Origin of the sequence: Parvularcula mediterranea (genome assembly GCF_013085255.1) — a bacterium.
In the GTDB taxonomy this organism is placed as follows: domain Bacteria; phylum Pseudomonadota; class Alphaproteobacteria; order Caulobacterales; family Parvularculaceae; genus Parvularcula; species Parvularcula mediterranea.
In genome coordinates, this window is the sequence record NZ_JABFCX010000002.1 from 998,944 (window position 1) to 1,020,498 (window position 21,555).

Annotated in this window: 22 protein-coding genes; 15 read left to right on the forward strand and 7 right to left on the reverse strand. The window is 63.0% G+C overall.

Annotation, left to right across the window (positions count from 1 at the left end; translation table 11 throughout):
• Positions 1 to 61: 61 nt before the first annotated feature.
• Both HK107_RS05375 and HK107_RS05380 read right to left on the reverse strand, forming a co-directional pair.
• Positions 62 to 1,378, reverse strand: a complete 1,317-nt coding sequence (locus tag HK107_RS05375) for a polyhydroxyalkanoate depolymerase (RefSeq protein WP_173197418.1) — start codon at positions 1,376 to 1,378, stop codon at positions 62 to 64.
• 90 nt (positions 1,379 to 1,468) lie between these two features.
• The gene (locus tag HK107_RS05380; protein ID WP_173197420.1) at positions 1,469 to 2,047 is read right to left on the reverse strand and encodes an SCO family protein; all 579 of its coding nucleotides are present in this window, start codon (positions 2,045 to 2,047) and stop codon (positions 1,469 to 1,471) included.
• Positions 2,048 to 2,089: 42 nt separating this feature from the next.
• On the opposite strand from HK107_RS05380, the gene HK107_RS05385 reads away from it, so the two are divergent.
• Both HK107_RS05385 and HK107_RS05390 read left to right on the forward strand, forming a co-directional pair.
• A complete protein-coding gene (locus tag HK107_RS05385) occupies positions 2,090 to 3,418 on the forward strand; it encodes an ActS/PrrB/RegB family redox-sensitive histidine kinase (protein ID WP_173197422.1) in 1,329 nt (442 codons plus the stop codon).
• Positions 3,415 to 3,969 carry an ActR/PrrA/RegA family redox response regulator transcription factor gene (locus HK107_RS05390; protein ID WP_173197424.1) on the forward strand — a complete coding sequence of 185 codons (555 nt, stop codon included), beginning with the start codon at positions 3,415 to 3,417 and terminating at the stop codon, positions 3,967 to 3,969. Before HK107_RS05385 ends, HK107_RS05390 begins: the two co-directional genes overlap by 4 nt.
• 84 nt (positions 3,970 to 4,053) lie before the next feature.
• Here HK107_RS05390 and HK107_RS05395 read toward each other — a convergent pair whose 3' ends face one another.
• On the reverse strand, positions 4,054 to 6,363 hold the full coding sequence (locus HK107_RS05395) for an NADP-dependent malic enzyme (protein WP_173197426.1): 2,310 nt from the start codon (positions 6,361 to 6,363) through the stop codon (positions 4,054 to 4,056).
• Positions 6,364 to 6,387: 24 nt separating this feature from the next.
• Entirely contained in the window at positions 6,388 to 6,930 is a 543-nt protein-coding gene (locus tag HK107_RS05400) for a pyridoxamine 5'-phosphate oxidase family protein (protein ID WP_173197428.1), read from the reverse strand.
• A gap of 142 nt (positions 6,931 to 7,072) precedes the next feature.
• On the opposite strand from HK107_RS05400, the gene HK107_RS05405 reads away from it, so the two are divergent.
• The 5 genes from HK107_RS05405 to HK107_RS05425 are packed head-to-tail and all read left to right on the forward strand — an operon-like array spanning position 7,073 to position 10,573.
• Entirely contained in the window at positions 7,073 to 8,458 is a 1,386-nt protein-coding gene (locus HK107_RS05405; protein ID WP_173197430.1) for an OmpA family protein, read from the forward strand.
• 55 nt (positions 8,459 to 8,513) lie between these two features.
• The gene (locus HK107_RS05410) at positions 8,514 to 9,098 is read left to right on the forward strand and encodes a NifU family protein (RefSeq protein ID WP_173197432.1); all 585 of its coding nucleotides are present in this window, start codon (positions 8,514 to 8,516) and stop codon (positions 9,096 to 9,098) included.
• Between the two features lie 7 nt (positions 9,099 to 9,105).
• Positions 9,106 to 9,726, forward strand: a complete 621-nt coding sequence (gene tsaB, locus HK107_RS05415; RefSeq protein ID WP_173197434.1) for a tRNA (adenosine(37)-N6)-threonylcarbamoyltransferase complex dimerization subunit type 1 TsaB — start codon at positions 9,106 to 9,108, stop codon at positions 9,724 to 9,726.
• A complete protein-coding gene (locus HK107_RS15815) occupies positions 9,723 to 10,154 on the forward strand; it encodes a GNAT family N-acetyltransferase (RefSeq protein ID WP_173197436.1) in 432 nt (143 codons plus the stop codon). The genes tsaB and HK107_RS15815 overlap by 4 nt, the downstream gene beginning before the upstream one ends.
• The gene (locus tag HK107_RS05425) at positions 10,154 to 10,573 is read left to right on the forward strand and encodes a Fur family transcriptional regulator (RefSeq protein ID WP_173198792.1); all 420 of its coding nucleotides are present in this window, start codon (positions 10,154 to 10,156) and stop codon (positions 10,571 to 10,573) included. Before HK107_RS15815 ends, HK107_RS05425 begins: the two co-directional genes overlap by 1 nt.
• A gap of 11 nt (positions 10,574 to 10,584) precedes the next feature.
• Here the strand turns inward: HK107_RS05425 and HK107_RS05430 are convergent, their stop codons facing one another.
• Both HK107_RS05430 and HK107_RS05435 read right to left on the reverse strand, forming a co-directional pair.
• Positions 10,585 to 11,160: a DsbA family protein gene (locus tag HK107_RS05430; RefSeq protein WP_173197438.1), complete on the reverse strand. Its 576-nt coding sequence runs from the start codon at positions 11,158 to 11,160 to the stop codon at positions 10,585 to 10,587.
• A gap of 137 nt (positions 11,161 to 11,297) precedes the next feature.
• The gene (locus HK107_RS05435; protein ID WP_173197440.1) at positions 11,298 to 11,813 is read right to left on the reverse strand and encodes a GNAT family N-acetyltransferase; all 516 of its coding nucleotides are present in this window, start codon (positions 11,811 to 11,813) and stop codon (positions 11,298 to 11,300) included.
• A gap of 120 nt (positions 11,814 to 11,933) precedes the next feature.
• On the opposite strand from HK107_RS05435, the gene HK107_RS05440 reads away from it, so the two are divergent.
• The 6 genes from HK107_RS05440 to HK107_RS05465 all read left to right on the forward strand — a co-directional run bounded on the left by HK107_RS05440 (position 11,934) and on the right by HK107_RS05465 (position 18,858).
• Positions 11,934 to 13,646, forward strand: coding sequence for a DUF4153 domain-containing protein (locus HK107_RS05440; RefSeq protein WP_173197442.1), 1,713 nt, complete (start codon positions 11,934 to 11,936; stop codon positions 13,644 to 13,646).
• A 26-nt stretch (positions 13,647 to 13,672) separates the two neighbouring features.
• Positions 13,673 to 15,772 (forward strand): S9 family peptidase, encoded by a 2,100-nt coding sequence (locus HK107_RS05445; RefSeq protein ID WP_173197444.1) that lies wholly within the window; start codon positions 13,673 to 13,675, stop codon positions 15,770 to 15,772.
• A gap of 71 nt (positions 15,773 to 15,843) precedes the next feature.
• Positions 15,844 to 16,962, forward strand: coding sequence for a PQQ-dependent sugar dehydrogenase (locus HK107_RS05450; RefSeq protein ID WP_173197446.1), 1,119 nt, complete (start codon positions 15,844 to 15,846; stop codon positions 16,960 to 16,962).
• Between the two features lie 40 nt (positions 16,963 to 17,002).
• A complete protein-coding gene (gene bioB / locus HK107_RS05455; protein WP_173197448.1) occupies positions 17,003 to 17,983 on the forward strand; it encodes a biotin synthase BioB in 981 nt (326 codons plus the stop codon).
• A 55-nt stretch (positions 17,984 to 18,038) separates the two neighbouring features.
• Entirely contained in the window at positions 18,039 to 18,434 is a 396-nt protein-coding gene (locus HK107_RS05460; RefSeq protein WP_173197450.1) for a hypothetical protein, read from the forward strand.
• Positions 18,435 to 18,489: 55 nt separating this feature from the next.
• Complete coding sequence (locus HK107_RS05465) at positions 18,490 to 18,858, forward strand: DUF962 domain-containing protein (RefSeq protein ID WP_173197452.1); 369 nt, start codon at positions 18,490 to 18,492, stop codon at positions 18,856 to 18,858.
• On the opposite strand, the gene gcvA is transcribed toward HK107_RS05465, so the two are convergent.
• The gene (gene gcvA, locus HK107_RS05470) at positions 18,809 to 19,714 is read right to left on the reverse strand and encodes a transcriptional regulator GcvA (RefSeq protein WP_173197454.1); all 906 of its coding nucleotides are present in this window, start codon (positions 19,712 to 19,714) and stop codon (positions 18,809 to 18,811) included. The two genes, HK107_RS05465 and gcvA, sit on opposite strands and share 50 nt — an antisense overlap.
• Before the next feature lie 113 nt (positions 19,715 to 19,827).
• Here gcvA and cysG point away from each other — a divergent pair, with 113 nt between their 5' ends.
• Both cysG and HK107_RS05480 read left to right on the forward strand, forming a co-directional pair.
• Positions 19,828 to 21,213, forward strand: coding sequence for a siroheme synthase CysG (cysG, locus tag HK107_RS05475; protein WP_173197456.1), 1,386 nt, complete (start codon positions 19,828 to 19,830; stop codon positions 21,211 to 21,213).
• Positions 21,210 to 21,554 carry a DUF2849 domain-containing protein gene (locus HK107_RS05480; protein ID WP_173197458.1) on the forward strand — a complete coding sequence of 115 codons (345 nt, stop codon included), beginning with the start codon at positions 21,210 to 21,212 and terminating at the stop codon, positions 21,552 to 21,554. Before cysG ends, HK107_RS05480 begins: the two co-directional genes overlap by 4 nt.
• The last annotated feature ends 1 nt before the right edge of the window (position 21,555 follow it).

The following is a 21,555-nucleotide window of genomic DNA, read 5'->3' on the forward strand; positions in this document are numbered from 1 at the left end:
TAGGCCGGAGCGGGGGGCCTGTCACCGCCCCTCTCTCATCGCAGCTGTGGTCCCAGGGGGCTCACGCCACCCCCTGCTCGCGACCGCCGACAACCTTCAGGCCGTGGCCGCGAAGGATCTCGCGCTCTTCCTCGACGCTGAAGCGCTCGAGGATGAACTTGGCGAGCTTGGGCTGGATCTCGTTCCGCCATTTCGAGCCGTTGAAGACGCCGTAATGGCCCGCGCCCTTCTGGACGTGGTCGAGCTGGTCCTTTTGCGGAATGTTCGAGCAGAGGTCGTGGGCAGCCTGGGTCTGGCCGATGCCGGAGATGTCGTCGAGTTCGCCTTCAACGGTCATCAGGCCGATGTCGGTGATCTTCGAGGGATCCACGATCTTGCCGTTATGGGTGAAGAGCCCGCGCGGCAGGAGATATTCCTGGAACACGTCGTGGATCGTCTGGAGGTAGAACTCCGCGGTCATGTCACAGACGGCGAGATACTCGTCGTAGAAGACCTCGTGCTTCTTCGCCGCGAAATCCTCACCGGAGAGGATGTTGCCGTAATAGTCGAAGCTGGCATTCACGTGGCGCTCCATGTTCATGGACATGAAGCTGAAGAGCTGGATGAAGCCCGGATAGACCTTGCGCGTCATGCCGCCATAGGGGGCAGGCACGGTCTGGATCATGTTCTCCTCGAACCACTCGAACGCCTTCTGCTCGGCGAGAATGTTCGTGACCGTGGGGGATTTTCTCGCGTCGATCGGAGAGCCCATGAAGGTCATGGTGCGCGGGCGGCAGGGATCGTTTTCCTCGGCCATGATCGAGCAGGCGGCGAGGAGCGGTGGGCCCGGCTGGCAGACGGCCATGGTGTGGGCACCCGGACCGATCATGCGGATGAACTCGATCAGGTAGTCGATATATGTGTTGAGGTCGAAACGACCGAAGAGGACAGGCACGTCTCGGGCATCGGTCCAGTCGGTGATGAAGACCTCATGGCCCGGCAGCATGGCTTCGACCGTGCCGCGCAGGAGGGTCGCATAGTGACCCGACATCGGCGCAACGATGAGGACGCGGGGCTGGGGCTCGTAACCCTTGATGCCCGCAAGAACGGCAGGGTCGCGGCGGAAGCGGATGAGGCGGCCAAACGGCTTCTCAAGCACGGTTTCGACGGTGATCGGGACTTCGGTGCCATCGATCGTCGTCGTGTCGAGGCGCCATTCGGGCTTGGCGTAGCGGCGGGTCGCCATTTCGAAGACATTGTGCCCCGCGATATAGGCGCGGCTTCCCCAGCTATCGCGGAAGAGATTGGCAGGACTATCGACGACGCTCGCAGCCGCACGGGCCGCCTGCCGGACAGGCGCCATCAGCTGGTGCGCCGCTTCATAAGCCGAGTAGATCATAATGCTTCCCGAATGCCGTCCCTAAGACCCGTGCGATGCAACACGAGACCACAGAATTTAGCAAGAACCGTATACGAAACGTATCGAAGCCTACAGGAACGCCTTCAACCTCTTCGCAAAGACGTCAGGGGCGATGCTGTCATTAAACGCTCTGATCGGTCTGCCGTTCTCGTCCGTGAGGAAGAACATCGACTGGTGATCGACGGTGTAGCCGACCGCGCTGTCCTCCAGAGGTACCTTGGCGGCAAAGACGCGCATCCTTTTCATGGCTGCTTCGATGGCTTCTTCGTCGCCTGTGAGGCCGAGGATACGCTCGTCAAAGGAGAGATGCTGGACGAGGCGCGCTTGCGTGTCGCGCTCGGGGTCGACCGTGATGAAGAGTGGCTGGAGCCCGCTTGCATCCTTGCCCATCTCCTCGAGGGTCGCGGTCAGCACGCCAAGCGCTGCGGGGCAAACGTCGGGGCAGCTCGTGAAGCCGAAGTATATAAGCATCGGTTTGCCTTCGAAACGTTCGTCGGTGGCGTCCTCGCCATACATATCCACGAGGTCGAACTCGGCTGAGAAGGCTTCGTTGAGGGTGATCTCACCGGCTATCGGTCGCTCGTCGGCGCAGCTTGCGAGCAGAGCTGCTGCGCAAAGACCGGCAATGAGGTGCTTCATAGTGTCCATGGGCCTAACTCTCCGTCGGTGATGGGCGCTAAGGAGCCTTTGATGACACCGCACGCTTTCGACAACCCGTCTGTTCTTCGTCAGGGGACACTGACCGGCCTCAGGTGGTTCGCCGTGATCGGCCAGATGGTCGTTCTCGTCACCGTCCATTTCGGCTTCGGCTTCGAGCTCCCCTTGGCGCCCGTCCTGCTCGCCGTCGCGGCGGCGGTCTGGATCAACCTCTACGCGACCTTGAGCTTCAGCCCCGCACGACCTCTGTCGCACAGGGAAATCGTGGCGTTCCTGAGCTTCGATACGCTCCAGATTTCAGCGATCCTCTTCCTCACCGGCGGGGTCCAGAACCCCTTCGCCCTGTGGCTGATCATGCAGGCCATGCTGGCGGCGAGTTCGGTCCCGAGGCGCATGGCGCTTGGCGTGATCGCTTTGGTCGTGGCCTGTTACACGGTGCTGTCGATCTGGCATTATCCGCTGCCCTGGCGCACCGAAGACGGCTTCAGCCTGCCGCAGATCTACAATATCGGTATCTGGATCGCCCTCGTGATGGGGGTCGGGTTCACCTCGGCCTATGCCTACCGGGTGGCGCGGGAGCGGACGAAGCTCACCGAAGCCCTGTCGGCCACGCAAATGGCCTTGAGCCGCGAGGAACGCCTGACGGCCCTCGATGGGCTGGCGGCGGCAGCGGCGCATGAGCTCGGCACCCCTCTTGGGACGATCCAGGTCACTGCACGGGAGATGGAGCGCGAGTTGCCCGATGGCCCCCTCAAGGAAGATGCGAGCCTTCTCATCTCCCAGACCCAGCGCTGCCAGCGCATCCTGCAACGCCTCTCCGAGGCGGGGCAGGCCGGGGACATGGTGCATAACGTCATCTCCCTCGATGCTCTTCTGCGCGAGGCGGCGAGGCCGTTCATGCAGGACGAGGAGGATCGGGTGAGCTTCCGTTTCGATCCCGAAAGCGGCGCGCTCCCCGAAAAGCTACAGCGCCGCCCTGAGATCATTTACGGCCTCAGGAACCTGATCGAGAACGCCAACAAATACGCAAGCTCCCACGTGGAGATCTCGGCCATGTGGCGCGACGGACAGCTCGACGTAACGATCAGCGATGATGGCCCGGGCATTCCCCACGAGACCATGATGCGCCTCGGCGAGCCCTATCCTGGCTCAAGTGGCAGGCGTGAGAACGCAAAAGGCGGGCTTGGCCTTGGCTTCTTCATCGCCAAGACGCTGTTGGAACGCACCGGTGGTGTCCTGCGTTTCGGGAACAATCAGGACCGCACCGGCGCATGGGTCACCGTGTCCTGGCCGCTGGCCGAATTGTCCGAAGGAACTAAATCACGGGAAAACACGCTTCTTGGAGAGGCTTACGCAACATGAGTGAAACTGCACCAGCGACCATTCCCGGCGACGCGAGCTGCCTGATCGTCGATGACGACCAGCCGTTCCGCACGCGGCTCGGCCGGGCCATGGAAAAGCGCGGCTTCGAGGTGACCCTCGCCGAAGGGGTGCTCGAGGCGAAATCTGCCATCAGGAACAAGGCCCCCGCTTTCGCGGTGGTCGACCTGCGGCTTGAGGACGGGGACGGCATCGATGTCGTGAACTTCCTCCATGAAGAGCGCGCGGACAGCCGTGCCGTCATGCTGACCGGCTATGGCAACATCACGACGGCTGTCGCTGCGGTGAAGGCCGGCGCCATCGACTATCTCGCCAAGCCCGCCGACGCCGACGATGTCCAGAAGGCGCTCCTCCAGCGTGAAGGCGCCATGCCTGAGCCGCCGGAAAACCCGATGTCCGCCGACCGGGTGCGTTGGGAGCATATCCAGCGGGTCTACGAGCTCTGCGGGCACAATGTGTCCGAGACGGCGCGCCGCCTCGGCATGCACCGCCGGACGCTGCAGCGGATCCTAGCGAAACGCGCGCCCCAGTAAGGTCGCGACCAAGATCAAAAAAAGGCCGCCTGAGCTGATCGCTCGGCGGCCTTTTTTGTTTCTTGGGTCCGGTGCCCTTCTTGCCTATTGGGCAGCGAGGCCGGTCTTGGCCCATTCGCGGTGCTCGGTGTCGAGCTCGTAGGCGGCGATGGCGGCGAGGGTCATGATGTCCCCGACCTGCACCCCCGTCTGGACGATCTGTACAGGCTTCGAGAGGCCGATGAGCACTGGCCCGATCACCGTCGCGCCGCCGATCTCGGAGACGAGCTTCGAAGCAATGCCCCCTGAGTGCAGGCCCGGTGTGATCAGGAGGTTCGCGTCACCCGTCAGCCTGCTGAAGGGATAGATATCGCGGAGGCGTTCGTTGAGCGCCATGCGCGGGGTCATCTCGCCTTCATACTCAAAGTCGATCTCTGGCCGCTGGTCGAGGACGCGGACGGCGTCGGAGATACGGCGCATGTGCTCGGTGTTCGGATTGCCGAAGTTCGAGTGGCTGACAAAAGCAACTCGCGGTTCGAAGCCGAGCTGGCGAACAGCGTGCGCTGACTGAACAGCGATGTCTGCAAGTTCCTCCGACGTCGGATACTCGGCAATGGCAGTGTCAGCCATGAAGACTGTCCGGCCCTTCGCGAGGATCACCGACATACCGATCAGGCGTTCACCCGGGCGCGGGTCGAGGGCAAATTGCACGTTGCGGAGGGCGACATTATAGTGGCGGGTGACGCCGGTCACCATGCCGTCAGCATGACCGCAGGCGAGCATGCAGGCACCAAAGGCGTTCCGGTCCTGATTGACGAGGCGGCGGCAATCCCGCTCGAGATAGCCGTGACGCTGGAGCCTTCCGTAGAGATAGTCGGTATACCGCTTGGTCTGCGCGGACTCCCGGGCGTTCCAGATCTCGATCTCGTGTTTGCCGGTCAGGCCCAGCTTGTCCATCGAGCGGCGGACCATGTCCTCGCGCCCGATGAGGATGGCCTGTCCGAGGTTCTGCTGCTGGAAGTTATAGGCGGCGCGGATGACCGCTTCCTCCTCACCCTCGGCGAAGACGATACGCTTGGTCTCGGACGAGCGGACCGACGCATAGACTTTCTGGAGAAACGCCGCAGACGGATCAAGCCGGGTGGCCAGCTGCTGCTGGTAGGCGTCGAAGTCCGTGATCGGCTTACGCGCCACGCCGGTCTCGCAGGCTGCCTTGGCCACGGCAGGCGGGATGCGGGAGATGAGACGCGGATCGAACGGCGTCGGGATGATGTAGCCGGGACCGTACTGGAGCCGCGTGCCATAGGCGTTGGCGACCTCGTCAGGAACATCCTCCCGGGCGAGGTCAGCAAGAGCGCGGGCGCACGCGGCCTTCATCTCCTCGTTGATCGTCCGTGCACGCACATCGAGCGCACCGCGGAAGATATAGGGGAAACCGAGGACGTTGTTCACCTGGTTGGGATAGTCCGAGCGCCCCGTCGCCATGATGGCGTCACCGCGCACTTCGGCCACCTGCTCAGGGGTGATTTCAGGGGTCGGATTGGCCATGGCGAAGATGATCGGGTTCGAAGCCATCGAACGGACCATCTCCTTGGTGAAGGCCCCTGCCGCGGAGAGCCCGATAGCAACATCTGCGCCGTCCATGGCATCCGCAAGGGTTTCTTTGTCCGTGTCCACCGCATGAGCCGACTGCCATTGGTTCATCGGCTTGTCGCGGCCTGGCTTGAGGACGCCCGACCGGTCGCACATGAGGACGTTTTCGTGCTTGACGCCAAGGGTCTTCAGTAGGCTGACGACCGAGATTGCCGACGAGCCCGCGCCCGAAACTGCGACCTTAATCTCACCCATCTTCCGCCCGGTGATGTCGCAGGCGTTGATGAGGCCAGCCGCCGCGATGATCGCAGTGCCGTGCTGGTCATCGTGGAAGACGGGAATGTCCATCAGCTCCTTCAGTCTCTCTTCAATGTAGAAACTGTCAGGGGCCTGAATATCCTCCAGATTGATGCCGCCGAAGGATGGGCCGAGGTGCTTCACCGCGTTGATGAAAGCATCAGGGTCCTCGGTGTCGACCTCGAGGTCGATCGAGTCGATGTCCGCGAACCGTTTGAAGAGGACCGACTTGCCCTCCATCACCGGCTTCGATGCCAGCGCGCCGAGATTGCCAAGGCCGAGAATTGCTGTGCCGTTCGAGATGACACCGACCATGTTCCCGCGGGTCGTCAGCTCATAGGAGCTGTCCGGGTCCTCCGCAATTTTCTTCACGGGCACGGCCACGCCAGGCGAATAGGCAAGGGAGAGATCCCTCTGCGTCGCCATCGGCTTTGTCGGCGTAACCTCTAGCTTGCCCGGCTTCCCCTTGCGGTGAAAATCAAGCGCTTCCTCGTCGGTGAACTTTGTCGTTGTATCGTCGGCCATCTGCGCGCCTTAGCTCCGGTTGTGTTAAGGCACCAGCCACGTCGGTTCCGGCGGTTCAACCGAAAACTTCACAAGGGCGCGCCGCGGGGCCTCCCCTCCGAGGTGGAGGAGTTCTGCTCGATGGAAGGTGAAAAGGATGACGGCGAGATTTTCACGCAGATCGTCAGGGTTCTGATCAAAGCCGTCCTTTACATCAATCGCGGTCCCCGGGGCGGGAGAGCGCACGAAATCGGCGGCTTGTGCCTGCCCTGTCCGCTTGACCGCCTCGTCGTGGAGAGGGCCGTCCGTCAGGGTCTCGGCGACGCCCGCGAGCCGGAGCTGGGTCCGGTGCCTAGTGTCATAGACATGGATGGCTGCCGCAGCATTCGCTTCAAGCTCGGCGACCTTCTTGGCGCGCCGGTCGGTGTAGATGATGAGCTGCCTCTCCTCGCGGATGAGGCGCCTCAGGACGACGGTCCGCATCCGCGGAGCGCCGTGGGGATCGGAGGTCCCAAGGGTCGGCCAATGAAAAGGCGATTTGGCGTCGGCAGAGCCGCGACCGAGCTGGTCGAGGATGAACTTCGGCAAGTCGTTGAGGTCGCTTGGAAACATCGAGAGTGAGCCCGTTCACAGCCGCTGACCCGTTCATCTAGCGTCCGGCGGGCCAGCGAATAGTCTCTGGACAAGGTCGCCCTGCGTGAGGAACGTAAGGCTTTAGGGAGTGGGCAAGATGAGCAGCAATCGCAGGGCGGCTGATCCTTTTGACGAAACTGGGCACCGCGGGCGCAGGGGCGGTGGCCTTCTCAAGGGCGCAAGCGGGCTTATCGCTCTCATCGCTACGGCGGCGGGTTTGTCCTATCTCTTCGGCGACGAGATCCAGGCCTTCGTGGAAGAGGTGGACGCGGAGCGGCGCGCCGCTAATGAGACCTTCAAGACCATGGGCTCCGATGAGCTGAGCAAGCTCCCTCCTGATCGGTACGAAATGGCTGGCTTCAAAGTCTATTTCGACACCGGCTCGGACACCCTGTCAGACTATTCCAAACGCCGCATCTCGGAGGCTTACGAGGCGTCGGCGAAGGCTTGCGAGGGCGACCTCCATATTCGTGCCGTGGGCCACGACGACCAGCGTTCAGAGGAGCAGGCAGCGTACTATCTGGGTTGGGACCGCGCTGAGGCCGTCGCGCGCCACCTTTATGACGAGGTCGGCATGTGGGGGGTGGTTTCCTATGGGTCGGTCGGGAACCGGGCGCCTGATGTCCGGTCCGAGGGGCCTCTCGCCTGGGCTCAGAACAGGAGGGTCGTTGGTCAGACCTTCTGCGACACGCGGTGGCCGCGGTCTGAAATTCTCGGCGAGAAGTCCCCAAGGAAGCTGCTCGTCGATGAAGAGGAAAAAGCCAAGCGCCGTGCGCCGCCGTTCTGGGAGACCTACAGCTTCTCGGTCTATTTCGGCCACGGCTCATCGGAACCCCAGGTGCCGGAGCGGTTCACGATCGAAAAGTCGATGCTGAGCGCGTGGGAAGCGTGCGAAGGCGCTCTTTCCATCGAGCTTGAGGGCCATGATGATTTCTTTGGCGACCGCTTCTCGTCCTTGGACATCAGCCGGGAGCGGGCATCGCGGGTGGCCGACGTGATGGTCGAAGACCTCTGGGCAACCCAGAAGGGCGATATCCGCAGAGCGGGCTATGGGCGTGAGCAGCCTAAGTTCAAAGGCATCGATAGTGAAACGGCAGCGCTCCACAGGCGGGTCGATGCGAAGCTCTACTGCAACGCGGCCCGCGCAAATGCTGCGCGGCCCGAGCCCCAGGACTTCGGGCTTTCCCTCGTGTTTTCGGAAGACCAGCAATCGCTTTCTGCCCTCGACACGGCGCGGATATCGAGCCGTGCCAAGCGCGCGCGGGCGGTCTGCGCGGGTACGCTCTATGCCGATGCGACCCTGTCCTCAGGTCCCGGTGGCGATGATGGCGAGCAGAACCGGACCCGGCGCGAGGCATCTCTCAAGAGAACGCTTGAGGGAAGCGGTGGTTTCGATGCCGAGACGTTGGAGGTTGCGGTCTCTGGAAGCGAGGCCGCGAGCGATGCTGCCAGGGCCGAGATAGCCTTTCGCTGCGAGGCCTGATCGGCCTTCTGGAATGCGGCTTGATCCGGGGCCCGCGAGCGGCCATCTCCCGGTCATGTTCATTCGCACCGAAGACACGCCGAACCCGAATTCGCTGAAGTTCCTGCCTGACCAGCCTGTGCTGGGACCGGGCGAGCTGGGCATGGATTTCCCCACGCCCGGGGCGGCGAAGATCTCGCCTCTCGCAGCGGCGCTGTTCGATGTGGACGGGGTGGTCTCGGTCTATCTGGGCGCGGATTTCGTGACGGTGTCGAAGGACCAGACGGTCGATTGGGAGCCTTTGAAGCCGGCGCTTCTCGGCACCATTGCGGACTTTCTCGCCGCCGGCATCCCGGTCGTAGACCAGCGCGCCAGCACGGCCGCTGAGGGTGTGACGTCGGTCGAGGACTATAAAGGCGAGGATCGCGAAGTGGTCGAGCAAATCATCGAGCTCCTCGACACCCGCGTCCGTCCCGCCGTGGCGCAGGATGGCGGCGATATCATCTTCCACCGCTTCGAACCCGGTGACGGCATCGTCTTCCTCACGATGCAAGGTGCCTGCGCGGGCTGCCCTAGCTCAACCATGACGCTGAAGAGCGGCATCGAGAACCTCCTCAAGCACTACGTCCCCGAGGTGCAATCCGTCGAAGCCGTCGCCTGAGCCAGCCTTGGCCAGCCTCGTCATCGACACATGCCTAAAGGCCCTGACGCTTGGTGTGAGGCTCGAGGACGGCACGACCGTTTCGGTATCGGACCGGATTGGTATCGGCCATGCCGAGCGGATTGGGCCAGCCTTTCGGCACGTTCTTTTCGAGGCCAGGATTGAGCCCGAAGCGATCAAGCGGATCGGGGTCACTGTTGGCCCCGGCTCCTTCATGGGCCAGCGGGTCGGGATCTCCTTCGCAAAGGGCCTCGCCCTCGGAAGCGGCGCGGAGACAGTGGGCGTGACGACCCTCGAAGCCATCGCAGCAACGGCTGGTTTTCCTGTGGCGGTGTCGGTCGATGCGCGGCGCGGCGAAGCCTACGTCCAGGCCTTCGGCGCAGACGGTACGCCTGAGGACGAGCTCCGGCTGATCCCCTATACGGAAGCGCTGGCGTGGCTTTCCGGCCGCGACAGGGTGGCGGGCAATGGCGCTGCGGCTTGCGGTTTCGAAGGCGACGTCCTGCCGATTGAGACCCCTTTGGCGGAGGCGATGCTCGACCTGATCGAGACGCTTCCTTCAGGGGCGATCCAGACCCTCTACCTCCGTGACGCGGATGCCAAGCCGCCCTCCAAGCCCGCCCTGTGAGCATCCGTCGCGCGACCGAAGACGACGCCGTGTTGCTCGCGAAGCTGCACGGGACAGTGTTTCCCGACGGCCCGTGGGACGAGGCTTTCTGGCGAGGTGCTATCGCCAGCTCTCATGATCTCATCCTCGTCCTTGAGGACCGCGCTTTCATCGCGCTGCGCCTGATCGGGCCCGAAGCTGAAATCCTGACCGTCGGCACGACGCTGCCCGGAAAAGGCGACGGCATGGCCCTTGTTGAGGAAGCCAAGCTGCGGGCGCTGGCCGCGGGCGCTCAGAGGTTGTTTCTCGAGGTGAGCATCGCCAATAAGGCGGCGCTCGGCCTTTACGGAAAAGCGGGGTTCGCCCGCGTCGGAAATCGGCCGAACTATTACAGCGACGGGTCAGACGCGGCGATCATGCGCTTCGACCTCGCCCAAGGAGATGAATGATGGACCGCCTGGAGAAGATCTGCGCCGAGAAAGGCCTCCGCATGACCGACCAGAGGCGTGTCATCACAAGGGTCATTTCGGCTGCGGACGATCATCCGGATGTCGAGGAGATCCATCGCCGGGCCATGGAGATCGACAACCGCATCTCGATCGCCACGGTCTACCGGACCATGCGCCTCCTCGAGGAGTATGACGTGGTCCAGCGCCACGACTTCCAAGACGGCCAGGGACGGGCGCGGTACGAAGAAGCCTCAAACGACCACCATGACCACCTGATCAACGTGAAGACGGGTGAGGTGATCGAGTTCATGAACGAGGAGATCGAGCGCCTTCAGGAGCGGATCGCCAAGGAGCACGGCTTCCGCCTCGTCGATCACCGGCTCGAGCTTTACGGTGTGCCCCTCGGAGAGGATGACTAGGGTCCAGACCTCTAGCCCTCGATAAGGCTCTCCGCGATAAGTGCGAAGCGTTCCTGACCCCAGAAGGGCTCTGTCTTGCCTGATCGGTCGATGACGGCGAACGGCACGCCGAACACCTGATCCTTCGAGATCCACGCCCGGTCTTCTGCCCGGTGCGCTTCGGTGTCGGTGCCGCCGCCAAGCTCGACGCCTGCTTCCTCGGCGCATTCCTGGAGGACGCTCTCATCGGCGATATCCGCGCTCCGGCCCCAGCGGGCGTCGGAGAGCGCGATGGCGAAATCGAGCCCCTTGCCCTGCTCTCGCGCCTGATAGAACGCGGCGATGCCCGCTGCGTAGTCCGGTTCAGGCCGAAGAGGCGGCGCGATCGCCAGACCTGCGCGCAATGTCATTCGCGGCGCGTCCTGCAGGATGTAGCGGAGCTTCGGCTTTGAATCGGTGGGATTGAGAAATGCCGTGCCCTCGGGCGGCCCTTCGAAGACATGCACGCTCAGATCCGCCCGTTCCGCGAGGCGCTCTTGCCGCACAATGTGCAGGCCGAGGCGTGAGTAAGGGCTCCGCGGATGGAAGTAGATACGCAGGTCGGTCATCGGGCTCTCCTTTGTTGGGTAGTACCTAGCTTTGAGGGCCGAAGGTCAATGTTTATGCGCTGTCTGAAAGGTCGCCTGTGTCCAGGATCGCTACGGTATGACCAGTATCCAAGTCGGTATGGCCGCGCAGTGCGTGGTCAGAAGCGCTGGTAAAGAAACTCGTGATCGGCATGGTCGCCGACCATGTAGTCATACTCCTTGATCTTCCGAAAACCGTAACGGGCGTAAAGCTTCTGGGCGCCGAGGTTCTCCGAGAAGACGCTGAGATAGAGCTGGTCATACCGCTCCTCGAGCCATGAAAGAGCGATCTCCAGCATATCGATGCCAAGCCCGTGCCCCTGATGCGGCTCGTCGACATAAAGCCTGCCAAGCTCGCCCGCGCTGTCTGGCATGTCGTCCACCGGGAGGGTGCAGGGCCCGGCGACAGCGTAGCCCGCTGCCTCGCCAGCTTCCGTCTCGGCCAGCCACGCTGCGCCGCCATCTTCGAAGAGCTGCCGGTAGGCCCCGGGCGAATGGGACTTGGCGAGGAAGGTTGCGAGGTCCTTCGGGTCATAGAGATGCGCAAACGTCTGCCTGAACGTCTCCGCCCCCACTTTCGCGAGGGTCTCGGCGTCTGCAGGGCCAGCGGGTCGGATCGTGAAACGGGGAGCCATCCCGGCTCTTTTCGTCGCACGTTGCGCGAGCGCAAGCCCCTGCTTCACCTGCTGCGCAGCGCTGTTGTTGCGGGTAAGAAGCGTGGTTAGCTCCCAAAGGAGATCAAAGAGGTAGAGGCGATGCAGGTCGAACTCGACGAACGGGTCCCGCGGGGCGGAAGCAGCCTGATGACAGTCTTCGGACTGCCGGGCGCTGCAGTAGGCTTTCTCTTCTGGGTGGTAGTCGACCGGATCGAGGGGTCGCAAACCCTTCCGCCGCTGCTCGTGGCGCTGGCCCTCGGTATCTCGCTTGCGGGGGGCACCTACCTCCTGACGGTTCTCAAGGGGCAGACCGTTCGCGCCGTCGTTGCAGCGATCGGCGTGGGCATCCTGACGGCGGCGCTCTTCTACATGGCGAGCCATTACCAGGGCTGGGCGATGTCGGAGGGGGTGCTGCCCTTCCTCGCCAATGTCCTGATTGTCGTCGTGCTGCTGCCTTTCCTGAGGGCCTCGGCCAAGGGAAACAGCTTCTTCGACTATCGCCCGCTCTTCGCAGACGCATGGTCGATCCCGGCGATTGTCGGCGTCGCGCAGGCTTTCGTTCTGGTCGGCGCAGCGCTGGCCGCGCTCGTCGCCGCGCTCTTTGCGTTCATAGGGCTCGATTTCGTGCGGGACCTCATGGGCGAGCCCTGGTTCTTCATGACCTATGCAGGCCTCCTTCAGGGCGTCGCCGTCGGTGTCGTCAGGCAGCGGGAGAGTGCGGTCCTCGCCGTTCGGTCGATCATGATGGCGCTCTTGCGCGTCGCATCGCCGGTTTTCGCGGCCTGCCTGACCATCTTCCTCGCTGCGGTGATGATCCGCGGCTTCGGCTCGCTCCTTGATGGGTTGAGCCCTGTGGCGACCCTGACCTGCGCAGCGGCTGTGGCGATCGTCATGATCAACGCCATCGTCGCTGATGAGGGTCGGCCCCAGACGCCTCTCTTTGCGGCGACCTCGCGGCTCTTTGGAGTTCTCCTGATCTTCGTGATGGCGCTTGCGGTCTATGGCCTCGCCATGCGCATCGGGGCGGAAGGGTTCACGCCTAACAGGATCGTAGCCCTTCTCGCAGTGACGGTGATCGGGCTTTACGCGCCGATCTACGCGGCGGCAGCGCTCAGCGAGAGCTGGGTGATCTTGCGCCAAGGCAACATTGCCATGTCGGGGGTGCTTCTGGTGGTCGCTGTCTTCATCCAGACGCCGCTCTTCCAGCCGCACAGCTGGTCGGTCGCCTCGCAGCTCGCGATCATGGAGGAGGCCCCGGGCGAGGTCTCGCCCTCGGATCTCATCTATCTCCGCGATGATCTCGGTGACGAGGGCAAGGCTGCCTTTGAAGAGCTGAAGGCCGGGCAAGGCGAGCTTTCCGACATGGCGAGGCATATCGGTGAGCGGCCGGGCTATCGCCTGCCGACCCTCGAAGATGCCGGCGATATCGGTTCGATCATTGCCGGGCCTCATGACATGGAGATCCCCGAGACCCTCCTCGAGGCGATCCGTGCCAAGGTGCTGATCGGCGAGGAAGCCATCGTGACCATGCCTGCCGCAGGCGAAGCCATCATCTTCAAGTACCCGAAGGAGCGGGGGTACATGACGTTCCTCCTCTTCCGGCAGACGGAAGGGCAGTGGCAGGAGCTTGACCAGCAGGGCATCTATTTCCGCAGCGATGAGGAGCGCGATGCCTTCCTCGAAGAAGCCCGCGCAGGCCGGGTCGGGTTCGAGACGAAGAGCTTCCGGGTGCCTGTCGTGGGCGACAAGGTCCTCACCAGCGCGGCGGATCGGCTCAAGCCCTATGAAGTGACGGAGGACCCGGCTAACTGACCCCTCCGTCAGTCCAAGGAGTCCCCATGTCCGAAGCGCCCAAGGCCGAGAAACGTCCGCTCGAAACCGTCCAGCACGGCGAGACGCGGATCGATCCCTACCACTGGATGCGCGACGACAATTGGCAGGAAGTCCTGCGCGATCCCACCGTCCTCAAGGACGATGTGCGCGAGCATCTCGAGGCGGAGAATGCCTACTATAAAGCGCAAACGGACCATCTCGAGAAGCTGCGGGATCTTCTGTTCCAGGAGATGCGTGGGCGGATCAAGGAGAATGACAGCTCCGTTCCGATGCGCGACGGGCCTTACGAATACTATGCCCGCTACCGCGAAGGTGGTCAGTACCCTGTCTATGCCCGCCGCACTGAAGAGGGCGCTGACGAAGAAATCATGCTCGACGGCGACAAGGAGGGGGAAGGCAAGGACTTCTACTCCATCGGAGGCGTCGATGTCTCGTGGGACCATGAGCTCTTGGCGGTCTCCACCGATACACTGGGTTCGGAATATTACGACATTCGTGTCCGCAACCTGAAGACAGGCGAGGAGCTCCCCGACCAGATCGGCTCCACCGACGGAAGTGTCGTCTGGGCCAAGGACAACAAAAGCTTCTTCTATGTCGAGCGCGACGATCACCAGCGCCCCAAGCGTGTAAAGCACCACCTGCTCGGCGATGATCCGTCGGGTGACCGTCTCGTCTACGAAGAAGAGAGCGACGAGATGTTTCTCTCGATCGGCGAGACGGCGTCCGATGCCTATATGGTGATCTCGCTCGGTAACGGGAACACGTCCGAAGAGCACCTCGTGCCGCTGGATGCGCCGGAGACTGCGCCGAAGCTGGTCGAGGCGCGAAAGTCAGGCGTTCTCTACAGCGTCGATCACAAGGACGACACGCTCTTCATTCATACGAATGCAGATGATGCGGTGGACTTCAAGATTGTCACCGCGCCGGAGGAGTCGCCTGGCCGGGAGAACTGGAAGGATTGGCTTCCTCACACGCCGGGGACTTACGTTGCAGGTGTGGAGCTCTTCAAGGACTGGATCGTCCGTGAGGAGAGGTTCGACGCCAAGCCCCGCATCATCGTTGGCCGCTATGACCGCACCGGCGAGCATGAGCTGAGCCAGGACGAAGACGCCTTCTCCCTGAGCCTTATCGGCTGGGGCGAGTTCGAAACCGACACGATCCGCTATGCCTACGAAAGCCCGGCGCAACCAGCGCAGGTCTTCGACTATGACATGGCCACCCGCGTCCGTACACTGAGAAAGACGCAGGAGATCCCGTCAGGTCACAATGCCGATGCCTATGTGGTTGATCGCATCGACGCGAAGGCGAGGGACGGAGAGAGCATTCCCCTCGTCACGATCCGCAGGAAGGACATCGCACCCAACGGCGACCTGCCGGTAGTCCTTTACGGCTATGGTTCGTACGGGATCTATATTGATGACGATTTCTCAAGCCACGTGCTGAGCTTCGTCGATCGGGGCGCTGTCTTCGCCGTGGCGCATATCCGGGGCGGCTCGGCCAAGGGGCGCCAATGGTATCTCGACGGCAAGCTTGAGAAGAAAGAGAACACGTTCCGCGATTTCAACGACTGTGCTCAAGCCCTGATCGATGAAGGGATCACCAAGCGCGGGCGTATCGTCGGATACGGAGGATCAGCTGGCGGCCTCCTCGTCGGTGCAGCGGTCAATCTCGATCCTGGCCTTTACGGAGGGATCATCGGCGCGGTGCCGTTCATCGATGTCGTCAACACGATCTCTGACGGCAGCCTCCCGCTTACCCCGCCCGAATGGGAGGAGTGGGGCAATCCGATCACGGACAAAGCGGCCTTCGCGACGATCAGCGCCTATTCGCCTTACGATAATATCCGCGCGGGCGAGACCTACCCGCCTGTCCTCGCGACCGGAGGGCTCACCGATTACCGGGTCACCTATTGGGAGCCGGCCAAGTGGATCGCGCGCCTGCGGGATGAGGCTGAGGGCGGGCCGTTCCTCCTCCGCATGAACATGACGGCAGGCCATGGCGGCTCTGCGGCGCGGTTCGAGCGGATCAAGGAGCGGGCGGCGGACTATGCCTTCGCCCTCGACATTCTCGGGCTCGCGGAAGCGGAGCCTGATCGCGGGCTCTGACGGGCTGATAACCGCGCTTCGCTTCGGGCAGGCGCGGGCCTAAGTTAACACCAAGGATCAAGGAGAACCCCATGCTTCTGACACTTCTCGCCTCGACGGCGCTTTATGCGCAGGAAGTCCCCAAAGGCGTCCCGCACCCTTTTGATGCCGAGACGATTGTTGATCTCGATCATCCGTGGGCCATGACGTTCCTCCCTGACGGCAACATGCTCGTCACGGAAAAGGATGGCAGACTTCTCTGGGTCAGCGCCGATGGCGGCACGACGATGGAGATCAGCGGCGTCCCTGAGGTCGATTTCGGCGGCCAGGGCGGTCTTGGGGATGTTATCCTCGGCCCGAACTTCGCAGACGACGGCATGGTCTACCTCTCCTACGTGGAGAAGACCCGAGGCCGTAAGCGCGGCGCAGCCGTGGGTCGCGGCACCCTCGACACGTCGACCGGCGCGATTTCCGACTTCGAAGTGATCTGGCGTCAGAACCCGACCACCACGGGCCGGGGTCACTATGGTCACCGCCTCCACTTCTCCCCTGACGGCGAATATCTCTTCATCAGCTCGGGCGACCGGCAGAAGTTCGACCCGGCCCAGGACATGACGATGAACCTCGGCAAGATCCTGCGGGTCTTCCCAGACGGCTCGATCCCGGAGGACAATCCCTTCTACGACCAGGGCGGCGTGACGGCGGAGATCTGGACCATCGGTATGCGGAACCCGCTGGGTATCGACTTCGACGCCGAGGGTACCCTCTGGGAAATCGAGATGGGCCCGCGCCACGGCGATGAATTCCAGAAGATCGAGAAGGGCGAGAATTACGGCTACCCGACCGTTTCGAATGGCGACCATTATTCAGGTGATCCGATCCCTGACCATTCCGAGGGCGACGGCTTCCGCGCACCGGATGAGTATTGGGTGCCTGCGATCAGCCCCTCATCGCTCCTGATCTACCAAGGCGACGAGTTTCCTGCGTGGAAAGGCGAAGCGCTTATCGGCGGTCTCTCTTCTGAGGCTCTCGTGAAGGTGACCTTCGACTGTGCCGAGGAAGGCCGCGATATCTGCGAAGAGGAACGCTACGACATGGACTACCGCGTCCGCGGTGTCGTCCAAGGGCCTGACGGCCTCGTCTACCTCATCGAGGATGGCGGCGAGCGCGGCGGCGAAGGCCGTATTATCAAGCTGACGCCGAAGGATTGATCGGCTAGGCGGGAACTTCTGTTTTCAGGAGTTCCCCCCGATGCCGCTCGATCTACCCCGTAGTGTGAGAACCGATTGGACCCGCGAGGAAATCGCGGGTCTTTTTGATCTTCCGTTCTCGGAGCTTCTGTTCCGTGCGGCGAACATCCACCGCGAAACCTTCGACCCGACCGAGATCGAAGCGGCGCAGCTCCTCTCGATCAAGACCGGCGGCTGTCCCGAGGATTGCGGCTATTGCAGCCAGTCAGCGAAGTTCGACACGGGGCTGAAGGCTTCCAAGCTGATGGCCACGGATGAGGTCCTGGCCGACGCGAAGCGCGCGAAGGAAAATGGCGCGACACGCTTCTGCATGGGTGCGGCGTGGCGCTCGCCCAAGGAACGGGACATGCCTGCGTTGACGGAGATGATCCGCGGCGTGAAGGAGATGGGGCTTGAGACCTGCATGACCCTCGGCATGCTGACGGAGACCCAAGCCGTGGCACTCAAGGAAGCGGGCCTCGATTTCTACAACCACAATATCGACACCTCGGAAGAGCACTATTCCGAAGTCATCACCACACGGACCTTCAAGGATCGCCTCGAGACGCTGGAGGCCGTCAGGAAGTCAGGGATGCAAACCTGTTGCGGCGGTATCCTCGGCCTTGGTGAGACCCGCGCCGACCGGGTGAGCTTTGTCCACACTCTCGCCACCTTGCCCGAGCATCCCGGCAGCGTGCCGATCAACGCACTGGTCCAGATCGAAGGGACGCCCTTGGCCATGGCCGAGCCCGTCGAGCCGATTGAACTTGTGCGCACCATTGCCGTCTGCCGGATCACCATGCCGGAAAGCGTCGTGAGGCTCTCGGCAGGACGCGAAGAGATGTCCGATGAGACCCAGGCGCTGGCGTTCCTCGCGGGGGCCAACTCCATCTTCGTCGGCGACGCCCTCCTGACGACGCCGAACCCCGAGCCAAAGAGCGACGCCGCGCTCTTCCAGAAGCTCGGCCTCAAGCCAGCGCAAAGCAGTCTTGCGCAGGGCTGAGACGGTTCTTACCTTCCTGTCAGGTTGAAGCGGCCTTTTAGGGAGAGGGACGGCAATGGATATCTTTCACGGCGCACCGATCGGAGTCTTTGGCTTCGTCATTCTGATCATCCTGATCGGATCGTTCTTTTCCTTCATGAAGGTTCGTTCGAACAACGAAACGATCAAGGCACTGGCGCAGTCAGGCCAGCCGATCGACCCCAAGCTCCTCGCTCATCTTGGGCGGGAGGACGGCAACAGCCGCGGCGGTATGCTGGTCGCCGGCGTCATCGTCCTGTTCGTGGCCGCAGGCCTTTACTTCTTCGGGCAGCAGATCGGCGCCGCGACGGGGGACGAAGAGGTTGGCCCGGTCTTCCTCGGCATCGCGACGCTTGTCGGGTTTGTCGGCGGCGGCCTACTGCTCACAGGCCTCGCTCTCGCGGTGTTCCGCAAGAAGGACGACGACGCCTGATTGGTCTACCGCGCGGGTCCTGCTACCCTTCCGGAAAAACCGGGAGGAGTGACCCATGCGGCAGTACACGACCTTCGAGCAGTTCTGGCCCCATTACCTGCGTGAGCACGCCAAGCCGGGCACGCGTCTCTACCATTACATCGGCACAGGCCTCGGCCTGATCGCGATTGCCGCGGCGGTGGTCACGGGCAACTGGCTTCTGATCCTCCTCGTGCCGCTCCTTGGCTACGGCTTCGCTTGGGTCAGCCATGCCTTCGTGGAGCGGAACAAGCCTGCGACCTTCACCTACCCGTTCTGGTCGCTGATGAGCGACTACCGGATGTTTTTCCTGGCCATGACAGGACGGCTGAAGCCTGAGCTCCAGAAGGCTGGCGTCAGCGATGCTTCTCCAGCGGACGGGCTTCGTTCTTCACCCAATCAATAAACGCCTTCACGTCGGGCAGGGCGGCTTTCGCCTCCGGGTAGACGACCCAATAAGCAAAGTCCGTAGGCGTTTCGTGACCGAAAGGAACCACGAGACGCGCGGCCTCTAGGTCTGCGACGGCGAGCGCGTAGCGGGCAAGGGCGACGCCTTTCCCGGCGACGGCGGCCTCGATCACCAGCGATGACTGGTTGAAGCGCGGGCCCCGCTCGCCGCCAGCTTCGACCCCTGCAGCGCGCAGCCACATGGCCCAGCTGGCCACGCCGTCGCGCTCGCTGTCGTCGTGGATCAGCGTGTGGTTCGCGAGATCCTCGGGCTTCTCCAGCGGTGCTTCCTCGGTGGGAAGGCCCGGCGCGCAGACCGGCACGATGCTCTCCGTCAGGAGGCGCTCTGCCATCAGGCCTTCATAATTGCCTCTCCCGAAGCGGATGGCGACGTCGACATCGGCGGTGGCGAAATCCACCACCTCCATATCGGCGTGGACATAGACATCGAGGTCGGGCCGCTGCTCCTGGAACTGGTCGAGGCGCGGCACCAGCCATTTCGAGGCAAAGGACGGCGCTACGGAGACGGTGATCTTTGATGGGCCAGTGCCTGCCTGCATCAGTCTCGTTCCGGTAGCGAGACGGTCGAAACCCTCTCGCATGTGCGGCAGTGCAGCGATGCCAGCTTCTGTCAGCTGCAGCCCCTTGGGGTCGCGCTTGAAGAGCGGGCTGCCGAGCCAGCCTTCGAGGATCCGCATCTGCTGGCTGATCGCGCCGGGGGTCACGGACAGCTCATCAGCTGCGCGAGAAAAACTAAGGTGCCTGGCCGCCGCTTCGAAAGCGCGGAGGGCGTTGAGGGGAGGAAGCTTGCGCATAAATCGTAGCCCTTGAGGAAACCTAACGCGATACCCGACGAACAATCGTTTGCCTTGCCGGTCTGGCGGGCACACATAGGCGCTTCGAACGAGATTGAATAGGTTTTCTAATCATGCGGTACTTCCCGGCCTTTATGGACCTTCAGGGGCAGACGGTGCTGATCAGCGGAGGAGGCGAACTGGCCGTGCGCAAAGCGCGGCTGCTTCTTCCCTCCGGCGCGCGGATCGTGGCCTATCATGCCTCCGAGGACGGTCCCCTTGCTCGTGAGCTCTCTGACCGTCTTATTCTCCGCACCGAGCCAATAAGTGACACCGCCTTTAGAGAAAATATCAGGCTGGTGGTCGCGGCAACCGGTGACGAGGCCGAGGACGAGCGCGTCGCCAAGCTTGGCCGCGCCCACGGGGTGCCGGTCAACGCCGTGGACATGCCCCACCTCTGCGATGTGGTGATCCCCTCGATCGTCGAGCGAGGCGACCTCGTGATCGGCATTTCGACAGGCGGTGCAACCCCAGTTCTGGGGCGCAGGCTGCGGGAGAAGCTGGAAGCGATGCTGCCTGCGCGCCTCGGCGAGGTGATCGCCTTCGCCAAGGAGCGGCGCGGCCGGGTGGCTGAAGCCCTCGAGCCGCAGAAGCGCCGGGCCTTTTGGGAGCGGTTCTTCTCGGGCGCAGCGAGCGATGCCGTTCTCTCCCGCGATGAGACCCGTGCTGAAGCGCTCTTCTCGGAGGAGCTGCGCGGCGAGACGCCGGGCCATGTGCATATCGTTGGCGCGGGTCCGGGTGACCCTGAGCTCCTGACGCTGAAGGCACTGCGTGTCTGTCAGGAGGCTGATGTTATTCTCCACGATGCGCTGGTCTCTGACGAAGTCCTCGCGCTTTGCCGCCGGGATGCAGAGCGCATTTATGTGGGCAAGAAGCGCGCGAACCATGCGCTGCCCCAACCTGAAATCGGTGCACTGATGGTAGAGCTCGCCCAAGCGGGCAAGCGTGTCGTCCGCCTCAAGGGCGGTGACCCCTTCATTTTCGGCCGCGGGGGCGAGGAGTTGGAAGTGCTCGAAGCCGCCGGAGTCGAAGCATCGGTCATTCCCGGCATCACAGCAGCCACGGGTTGCGCCGCGCGGGCCGAGCTGCCGCTCACCCACCGGGGCCTCAGCCAGTCGGTAACGTTCGTCACCGCAGAAGCCGGTGGCGGCGGTGCGCCGGATATCGACTGGAAGGCACTGGCCTCCGTAGGCGGAACGATTGCCGTTTATATGGGCGTCCGGCGCGCAGGCGATGTTGCAGCCGACCTGATGCGCGGCGGGCTCGATGCCTCGACCCCCGCAGCGGTGATTGCCAACGGAACGCTGCCGACCGAACGGATTATTCGCGCGGACCTCGCAACGCTAGGCGAGGCGGCCGATCAGATCTCCGCACCCGGACTTCTTGTGATTGGTGATGTCGCCGCGAAGGCGAAGGGCGAAGAGCTCCTTTCGCTGGCAAGGCAGGAGATTGCAGCATGAGCGCCGACGTCGTGAAGATCGCCACCGGCGGCGTCAAGAAGGGGAAGAACCAGGGCCTGAAAGTGGTCACGGCCAATGACCTCTTCACCGGCGCGGTCATCTATTGGTCCAAGGGTGATCTTTGGACGGAGGACCTGTCTGACGCACTCGCGGTGGAGGGTTCCGATGCCCTCACCGCACTTGAGAAGGCTTTCGCTGACGAAAAAGCGGCGGTCGGTCCCTACCTTATGGATGTCGAGCCGGACCTCAGCCCGTCAGGGCGCGGACGGCTTCGCGAGACGATCCGCGACCGCGGCCCGACCATCCATCCCGAGTTCGGCCGTCAGGCGGAGGAACGCTGAC

What these genes read in the sequence shown, in the direction of transcription:
- HK107_RS05375 (WP_173197418.1), bottom strand. Translation starts at nt 1,378, where the DNA reads ATGATCTACTCGGCTTATGAAGCGGCGCACCAGCTGATGGCGCCTGTC.
- HK107_RS05380 (WP_173197420.1), bottom strand. Translation starts at nt 2,047, where the DNA reads ATGGACACTATGAAGCACCTCATTGCCGGTCTTTGCGCAGCAGCTCTG.
- HK107_RS05385 (WP_173197422.1), top strand. Translation starts at nt 2,090, where the DNA reads ATGACACCGCACGCTTTCGACAACCCGTCTGTTCTTCGTCAGGGGACA.
- HK107_RS05390 (WP_173197424.1), top strand. Translation starts at nt 3,415, where the DNA reads ATGAGTGAAACTGCACCAGCGACCATTCCCGGCGACGCGAGCTGCCTG.
- HK107_RS05395 (WP_173197426.1), bottom strand. Translation starts at nt 6,363, where the DNA reads ATGGCCGACGATACAACGACAAAGTTCACCGACGAGGAAGCGCTTGAT.
- HK107_RS05405 (WP_173197430.1), top strand. Translation starts at nt 7,073, where the DNA reads ATGAGCAGCAATCGCAGGGCGGCTGATCCTTTTGACGAAACTGGGCAC.
- HK107_RS05410 (WP_173197432.1), top strand. Translation starts at nt 8,514, where the DNA reads ATGTTCATTCGCACCGAAGACACGCCGAACCCGAATTCGCTGAAGTTC.
- HK107_RS05425 (WP_173198792.1), top strand. Translation starts at nt 10,154, where the DNA reads ATGGACCGCCTGGAGAAGATCTGCGCCGAGAAAGGCCTCCGCATGACC.
- HK107_RS05430 (WP_173197438.1), bottom strand. Translation starts at nt 11,160, where the DNA reads ATGACCGACCTGCGTATCTACTTCCATCCGCGGAGCCCTTACTCACGC.
- HK107_RS05435 (WP_173197440.1), bottom strand. Translation starts at nt 11,813, where the DNA reads ATGGCTCCCCGTTTCACGATCCGACCCGCTGGCCCTGCAGACGCCGAG.
- HK107_RS05440 (WP_173197442.1), top strand. Translation starts at nt 11,934, where the DNA reads ATGCAGGTCGAACTCGACGAACGGGTCCCGCGGGGCGGAAGCAGCCTG.
- HK107_RS05445 (WP_173197444.1), top strand. Translation starts at nt 13,673, where the DNA reads ATGTCCGAAGCGCCCAAGGCCGAGAAACGTCCGCTCGAAACCGTCCAG.
- HK107_RS05450 (WP_173197446.1), top strand. Translation starts at nt 15,844, where the DNA reads ATGCTTCTGACACTTCTCGCCTCGACGGCGCTTTATGCGCAGGAAGTC.
- bioB (WP_173197448.1), top strand. Translation starts at nt 17,003, where the DNA reads ATGCCGCTCGATCTACCCCGTAGTGTGAGAACCGATTGGACCCGCGAG.
- HK107_RS05460 (WP_173197450.1), top strand. Translation starts at nt 18,039, where the DNA reads ATGGATATCTTTCACGGCGCACCGATCGGAGTCTTTGGCTTCGTCATT.
- HK107_RS05465 (WP_173197452.1), top strand. Translation starts at nt 18,490, where the DNA reads ATGCGGCAGTACACGACCTTCGAGCAGTTCTGGCCCCATTACCTGCGT.
- gcvA (WP_173197454.1), bottom strand. Translation starts at nt 19,714, where the DNA reads ATGCGCAAGCTTCCTCCCCTCAACGCCCTCCGCGCTTTCGAAGCGGCG.
- cysG (WP_173197456.1), top strand. Translation starts at nt 19,828, where the DNA reads ATGCGGTACTTCCCGGCCTTTATGGACCTTCAGGGGCAGACGGTGCTG.
- HK107_RS05480 (WP_173197458.1), top strand. Translation starts at nt 21,210, where the DNA reads ATGAGCGCCGACGTCGTGAAGATCGCCACCGGCGGCGTCAAGAAGGGG.